Genomic DNA, 6389 nt, shown 5'->3' with positions numbered 1-6389 from the left:
CACGGCCGAGGGCACGGAGGCCAAGCCGCGCCGCCGCACCACCCGCAAGGCGGCCCAGCCCGAGACGACGGCCACCACCGCCGAGATCCCGGCCCAGGCCACCCAGGAAGCGGAACCCGCCAAGCCGCGCCGCGCCCGCAAGACCGCCGCCACCGCCCCGGCACCCGCCGAGGCCGAAGCCGCGGCCGAGGCGAAGCCCCGGGTGCGCCGCGCCCGCAAGGCGACGGCCGCCGCGGAGCCCGCGGACAGCTGATCGAACGGGCACGGCATCGCCCGACGGCCCGGTCCCTCCTCGTGAGGGGCCGGGCCGTCGGCATTCCCCGCCGCGGGTCCCGGCGAGGGCGCGCGGCGAGCCCTGCCGGTAGCCTCGGCACGTGACCAGGCCGAGCATCGCCACCCCCTTCCCGCCCCCTCCCGGCGCGCGTGCCTACGCGCTGCGGACCGAGCGCGGTGAGTTCGCCGTCGTCGACGCGCCCGTGCCCGCCGGTGTCGAGCCGCGCGGCGTCGCGCTGCTGATGCCCGGCTTCACCGGGAGCAAGGAGGACTTCCACCGGCTGCACGAGCCGCTCGCGGCCCGCGGCTACCGGAGCGTCGCCGTGGACGGGCGCGGCCAGAACGAGTCCGACGGTCCGGCACATGACGAATCACCCTACGCCCAGGAGGAGTTGGCCAGGGATGTGCTCGCGCAGGCGGCCGCCCTCGATGCTCCCGTGCATCTGGTCGGGCACTCCCTGGGCGGTCAGATCGCCCGGGCCGCCGTTCTGCTGGACCACTCCCCCTTCGTCTCGTTCACGCTCGTCTCCTCGGGCCCCGGCGAGATCTCGGAGTCCCAGAAACAGCGGGTGAAGCTGCTGCACGACGCGCTCGCGGTGATGTCCATGCCGCAGGTGTGGGCGGCGATCCTGGCCATGGGCCCGCCCGAGGAGGTCGGCGGTCCGGCCCGCGGCTTCGGCAAGCTGGATCAGATGCGGTTGCGCTGGCTGAATCACAAACCCGCTCAACTCCTCGCCACGGGACGCCAGTTGTGCGCCGAACCGGACCGTGTCGGCGAACTGGCGGCGGTGCCGCTGCCGCTGCACGTCCTGTCGGGCGCGCGGGACGACACCTGGCCGGTGCCCCTGCTGGACGCCATGGCCGTGGACCTGCGCGCGCACCGGACGGTCGTGCCGGGCGCCGAGCACTCGCCGAACCTGGACAAGCCGCTGCCGATGGCCCATGCGCTCGCCGACTTCTGGGACCGCTGAACCGACGCCGTCGGGGCTGCGCGCGCCGTCGGCCCGGCCGGCGAGCGGCCGCTAGTACTGCGTCCGGACGTGCTCCCAGAAGCCGTCGCGCAGCGCGCGCCTGAGGTCCGCCTGGCCACGCAGGGAGTACTGCAGGATGCCCTCGGCCTCGACCAGGAGGTCCTGGTCGACCGAGCCGGGCAGATAGGGGTGGCCCGGCAGGAGCTCGGCCAGTGTCTCCCTGCCCCGGGCCACCAGCCACTTCGCCGCGATCTGCGCGCCGACGAAGCGAACGGCCTCCCGGGTGGGGCGGCTCGCGCCGGGCGCCTCGTAGGCGGCGGTGCGCCGTGAGACGTACGGCTTGAAGAAGTCGAGGTCGAGGGTGCGCTGGCTGTCGACCTCCCAGAGCAGCGGCTCGGCCTGGTTGCGGCCGTCCGGCGCCTCGATGCCCCACAGGTGGACGCGGGCGCCGTACCCCTGTGCGGCCTCCACGGCCGAGACCAGGTCCTCGTCGCCGCCCAGCAGGGCCGCGTCGCTGATGGCACGATGGCGGGCCAGGGACTCGAGGTCGGAGCGGATCAGCGAGTCGACGCCCTTCTGCTGGTTGTTGGCGTTGAGGTTGCCCAGCCGCACCTTGACGTCCGGCAGCTCGGCGATGGACTGCTGTTCGGCGGTGTGGATGCGGCGCCGGGCGCCGTCGTACCAGTAGACGCGCAGCAGCCGGCTGTCGGCGAAGATCGAGCGGGCGCGGTCGATGAGCGCCTCGATCAGGCCCTCGGCGTCGAGGTCGAAGGCCCGGCGGTCCTCGGTCCCGGCCACCAGGCGTCCCGCCGCCGCGTACAGGTATCCCGCGTCGACGAAGATCGCGTGGGTCGAGGGCGTCTTGGCCACCTCGGCGAGCATGCGGGTGAGCAGCTCGTTCGTGCGGTCGATACGGGCGGCGAGGGCCGGGAGGTCGTCGTTCATCGCCCCCCATTGTCCCGGTGGTCACGCTGCGAACACAACCGGTCCCGTTCAGTCCCGGCAAAACCTTACTCGCTAGTAATTAGTCGTTCGAAAAATTTCTTTAGCGTAGGGAATGTTTGTAACACGCACCGCGTTGACTACTCATGTAGCAGCAGGCACAGCAATCCCCCGCGAGGGGGATGACCAGACGAAGGGAGAAGCTATGCGCTTCGAAATCATGCGACTCGACGACGTCGACGGCACGCCCGTGGACAGCACCGTCGTGGACGCCGCCTCCGTCAACCGGATCGTTCAGCAGGCCGCCGCCATCGGGCAGCGGCTGTGGATCCGTCCGGCCGACGCCTCGGCCTCATAACGGGTCCCGCACAGACTTCAGAGCCCCCCACGGCGATGCCGTGGGGGGCTCTGTGTGCGCCGGGGCGCGTTCAGCCCGCCCGGATCACCTGGGTGACTCCGTTGATGATCTGCTGTACGGCGATCGCGGAGAGCATCATGCCCGCGAGCCTCGTCACCAGGACCACGCCGCCGTCCTTGATGAGCCGGATGATCAGCAGCGAGTACCGCATCACCAGCCACAGCACCACATGGATGGCGAGGATCGCCGCCCACACCGAGACCTGCGTGGCGACGCTGTCGGCCTTCTGCACGGCGAGGATGACGGACACGATCGCGCCCGGCCCGGCCAGCAGGGGCATGCCCAGCGGGACGAGCGCGACGTTGACGTCCTTGGTCTGCTTCGGCTCGTCGGTCTTGCCGGTGAGCAGGTCGAGCGCGATCAGCAGGAGCAGCAGCCCGCCCGCGATCATCAGCGCGGGCACGGAGACATGCAGGTAGTCGAGGATCTGGTGGCCCAGCAGTCCGAAGACGGCGATCACACCGCCGGCCACGCAGACCGCCTGGAAGGCCATCCGCTTCTGCACCTTGCCGGGGCGTCCGGCGGTCAGTGCGAGGAAGATCGGGGTGATCCCCGGGGGATCCATGATGACGAAAAGGGTGAGGAACAGGGAGCCGAAGACGGCGACGTCGAACATCAGTGCAGGAGCCTTGCGGGGAAGAGGTCAGAAGGGGGACACGCGGGAAGAGCCTCAGGCTCCGCCGGCCCCCGGCACCGGGAACGCCCCGGTGGCGCGCCGGGTGATCTCCCCGTACACCTCGGGGTCGGTCGTGTACTCGCCGAGCTCGCACGTCTTGCGGCTGCCGTGGTAGTCCGAGGAGCCGGTGACCAGCAGCCCCAGATCCTTCGCCAGTGCGCGCAGCCGCTCCCGCGTGTCCGCGTCGTGGTCCATGTGGTCGACCTCGATGCCGTCGAGGCCGGCGGCGGCCAGCTCGGCGATCGCCGACTCCGGCACGGTACGCCCCCGCTTGCCGGCGGCCGGGTGGGCGAAGACGGTGACCCCGCCCGCGCCCTTGACCAGCCGGATCGCCTCGAACGGGTCGGTCTCGTGCTTCTCGGCGTGGGCGCGCCCGCCGTCGGCGAGCCAGTCCCGGGTGAAGGCGTCGCTCACGGTGGGGACGACGCCGAGCTCGACCAGGGCGGCGGCCACATGCGGCCGCCCGACGGACCCCTCGCCCGCGATCCGCGCGACCTGTTCCCAGGTGACCGGCACGCCCAGCGCGTTCAGCTTGGCCACCATCGCGCGCGCCCGGGGCACCCGGTCGTCGCGCACCAGTTCGCGCTCGGCGAGGAGGGCGGGCTCCTCGGGGTCGAACAGATAGGCCAGCATGTGCATGCCGACGCCGTCGATCCGGCAGGACAGCTCGGCGCCGGTCACGAGCGTGAGCCCCGACGGCAGCGCGGCGATGGCCTCGGCGTATCCACGGGTGGTGTCGTGATCGGTCAGCGCGACGACGTCCAGACCGGCGGCGGCCGCGTTGCGCACCAGTTCGGCCGGGGTGTCCGTGCCGTCGGACGCCGTGGAGTGGCAGTGCAGGTCGATGCGCACGACGCGGGCTCCAGACGGTGACGGACGGACGGGGACGCTCCAGCATAGCCGGTAATCAGCCAGCCTCTGTCACACCCGAAACCCACGAGCACCCCCTACACATAGCGCGCTCGCGACTCCCCGAAAAGGACCTGGAAAGCACCCCAGACACACTCCGCCCGGTGCACTCCGCCCGGTGCACTCCGCCCCGGGCAGTCCGCCCCGGCGGAGCGCTACGGCTTGAGCAGGCGCGGCGACAGTGCCCCGCAGGGCACCAGCTCGACCTCGGCCCCCGCGTCCCGCAGGTCCGTCAGCACGAGTTCGTCGTACATCAGCAGCCCGGACTGCTCGGGCCAGACCACCGCCCACAGCCACAGCCCCCGGGCCTCCCCCGCGAACACCGCGCGATCGTCCGGGGTGGCGGAGACATGCCAGAGGGGAGTCGGACGGCCGGCGGCGAGCACCTTGGCCTGCGGGGGCTTCTCGACGCTCATATAGGGCCCCGGATCGGGCCCGTCGACGCCGGCGTACCGCGCCCCGAGGCCGACGCCCAGCTCCTCCGCGACCAGGATCAGCTCACCCATGCCGCCGAGCGGACCGGGCCCGGAGCAGGCCACGACGGTGGCACGGCCCCCGCTGCGGTCGTCGCCCGCGTACGTCACGCCGGTGAAGAGCCAGCCGACCGGCAGCGGCCACGGCATCCACACGGGCACCTGCGTGCGGTGCACGACGACGCTGAGGGCCTCGACGCTGGGCGGGATCACGGGCTGCAGCGGATGCACCGTCCCGTGCACATCGCACTGCCAGGAATCGGCGAAGAGTCCGGGAGCCCTGACCCGGCCACCACACTTCGGGCAACTGGGTTCGCCCCTCATAGGGCCCCACGGTCCTACCCGAGCCCGCCCACGTCAAGGACGATCACCCGTCCGGACGGAATCCGACCAAGGAGCGACGCCCGGGAAAGATGTAGATGTAACTTGCATTCATTAGGCGATCTAACTTACTGTGTGTATATACCAACCATCTACCGGGACGAGGGGAACCATGGACACGTTCGACGCCGGAGCCGGAAGCATCCTGCGGCAGCCGAAGGCGGTGTGGGCGACGGCAGGCGCGTCCGTCGTCGCCTTCATGGGCATCGGCCTGGTCGACCCGATCCTGCCGTCCATCGCCCAGGGCCTGAACGCCACGGCCAGTCAGGTCTCCCTGCTCTTCACCTCCTACTTCCTCATCACCGCCCTCGCGATGCTGGTCACCGGCTTCGTCTCCAGTCGCATCGGCGGGCGCCGCACCCTGCTGCTCGGCCTCGCCCTGGTGGTCGTCTTCGCGGGCCTCGCGGGCACCTCCGGCTCGGTCGCCGAACTCGTCGGCTTCCGGGCCGGCTGGGGACTGGGCAACGCGCTCTTCGTCTCCACCGCCCTCGCGGTGATCGTCGGCGCCGCGGCCGGCGGCAGCGCGGCCGCCATCCTGCTGTACGAGTCCGCCCTCGGCCTCGGCATGGCCTGCGGCCCCCTGCTGGGCGCCCTGCTGGGCGACGCCAGCTGGCGCTACCCGTTCTTCGGCACCGCGTTCCTGATGGCCGTCGGCTTCCTGTGCATCACGGCGTTCCTGAAGGAGCAGCCGAAGCCGGCCCGCAGGACCTCGCTGCTCGACCCGCTCAAGGCGCTCGGCCACGGCGGGCTCGCCTCCGCGGCGGCCTCGGCGTTCTTCTACAACTACACGTTCTTCACCGTGCTGGCCTTCACCCCGTTCGTGCTGAACATGACCCCCTACAAGTCGGGCGCGGTGTTCTTCGCGTGGGGCGTGCTGCTCGCCGTCTTCTCGGTGCTCGTGGCGCCGCGTCTGCAGAAGCGGTTCGGCTCGCTGAAGGTGCTCGGCGGCTCACTGGTGCTGCTCGCCGCCGACGTGCTCGCCCTCGGCTACGGCGACCACACCACGGCGGTCGTCTGCACGATCCTGTCCGGCGCGTTCATCGGCGTGAACAACACCGTCTACACCGAGTTGGCGCTCGGCGTGTCGGACGCCCCGCGCCCGGTGGCGAGCGCCGGCTACAACTTCGTTCGGTGGTTCGCGGCCGCGGCCGCGCCCTACTTCGCGCCGAAGATCGAGGAGTGGAGCGACATCCACATGCCGTTCGTGGTCGCGGCGGTGACGGCGGTGCTCGGTGCGGTCGTGGTCCTCGTACGGCGCACGGCGCTGACCCACGACGCGCAGGAACTGGAACCGCAGCACGCGACGGAGGACGGGGTCACGGTCTTCGCGAACTGAGATCCGCACC

The 6389-nt window shown here is 71.4% G+C and carries 7 protein-coding genes and 1 pseudogene; 4 read left to right on the top strand and 4 right to left on the bottom strand.

Annotated features, from left to right (window positions below):
- Nucleotides 1-253: pseudogene (locus BG482_RS43825) on the top strand (hypothetical protein); the annotation flags it as partial.
- A 121-nt stretch (nucleotides 254-374) separates the two neighbouring features.
- The gene (locus BG482_RS08215; RefSeq protein ID WP_069768228.1) at nucleotides 375-1244 is read left to right on the top strand and encodes an alpha/beta fold hydrolase; all 870 of its coding nucleotides are present in this window, start codon (nucleotides 375-377) and stop codon (nucleotides 1242-1244) included.
- 51 nt (nucleotides 1245-1295) lie between these two features.
- On the opposite strand, the gene BG482_RS08210 is transcribed toward BG482_RS08215, so the two are convergent.
- On the bottom strand, nucleotides 1296-2189 hold the full coding sequence (locus tag BG482_RS08210) for an NYN domain-containing protein (protein WP_069768227.1): 894 nt from the start codon (nucleotides 2187-2189) through the stop codon (nucleotides 1296-1298).
- 202 nt (nucleotides 2190-2391) lie between these two features.
- Here BG482_RS08210 and BG482_RS42410 point away from each other — a divergent pair, with 202 nt between their 5' ends.
- Nucleotides 2392-2544, top strand: a complete 153-nt coding sequence (locus tag BG482_RS42410; RefSeq protein WP_094103735.1) for a hypothetical protein — start codon at nucleotides 2392-2394, stop codon at nucleotides 2542-2544.
- A gap of 70 nt (nucleotides 2545-2614) precedes the next feature.
- Here BG482_RS42410 and BG482_RS08205 read toward each other — a convergent pair whose 3' ends face one another.
- The 3 genes from BG482_RS08205 to BG482_RS08195 all read right to left on the bottom strand — a co-directional run bounded on the left by BG482_RS08205 (nucleotide 2615) and on the right by BG482_RS08195 (nucleotide 4986).
- Nucleotides 2615-3220: a MarC family protein gene (locus tag BG482_RS08205; protein WP_069768226.1), complete on the bottom strand. Its 606-nt coding sequence runs from the start codon at nucleotides 3218-3220 to the stop codon at nucleotides 2615-2617.
- Nucleotides 3221-3274: 54 nt separating this feature from the next.
- A complete protein-coding gene (locus BG482_RS08200; RefSeq protein WP_069768225.1) occupies nucleotides 3275-4132 on the bottom strand; it encodes a PHP domain-containing protein in 858 nt (285 codons plus the stop codon).
- Between the two features lie 212 nt (nucleotides 4133-4344).
- Nucleotides 4345-4986 carry a DUF6758 family protein gene (locus BG482_RS08195; RefSeq protein ID WP_069768224.1) on the bottom strand — a complete coding sequence of 214 codons (642 nt, stop codon included), beginning with the start codon at nucleotides 4984-4986 and terminating at the stop codon, nucleotides 4345-4347.
- 169 nt (nucleotides 4987-5155) lie between these two features.
- Between BG482_RS08195 and BG482_RS08190 the strand changes: the two genes are divergently transcribed.
- The gene (locus BG482_RS08190; protein ID WP_069768223.1) at nucleotides 5156-6379 is read left to right on the top strand and encodes an MFS transporter; all 1224 of its coding nucleotides are present in this window, start codon (nucleotides 5156-5158) and stop codon (nucleotides 6377-6379) included.
- Nucleotides 6380-6389 lie beyond the last annotated feature (10 nt).

It is taken from the genome of Streptomyces sp. LUP30 (assembly GCF_001746365.1).
GTDB lineage: Bacteria > Actinomycetota > Actinomycetes > Streptomycetales > Streptomycetaceae > Streptomyces.
This window is presented reverse-complemented; position numbering and strand designations above follow the sequence as displayed.

What these genes read in the sequence shown, in the direction of transcription:
- BG482_RS08210 (WP_069768227.1), bottom strand. Translation starts at nt 2,189, where the DNA reads ATGAACGACGACCTCCCGGCCCTCGCCGCCCGTATCGACCGCACGAAC.
- BG482_RS08195 (WP_069768224.1), bottom strand. Translation starts at nt 4,986, where the DNA reads ATGAGGGGCGAACCCAGTTGCCCGAAGTGTGGTGGCCGGGTCAGGGCT.
- BG482_RS08205 (WP_069768226.1), bottom strand. Translation starts at nt 3,220, where the DNA reads ATGTTCGACGTCGCCGTCTTCGGCTCCCTGTTCCTCACCCTTTTCGTC.
- BG482_RS42410 (WP_094103735.1), top strand. Translation starts at nt 2,392, where the DNA reads ATGCGCTTCGAAATCATGCGACTCGACGACGTCGACGGCACGCCCGTG.
- BG482_RS08190 (WP_069768223.1), top strand. Translation starts at nt 5,156, where the DNA reads ATGGACACGTTCGACGCCGGAGCCGGAAGCATCCTGCGGCAGCCGAAG.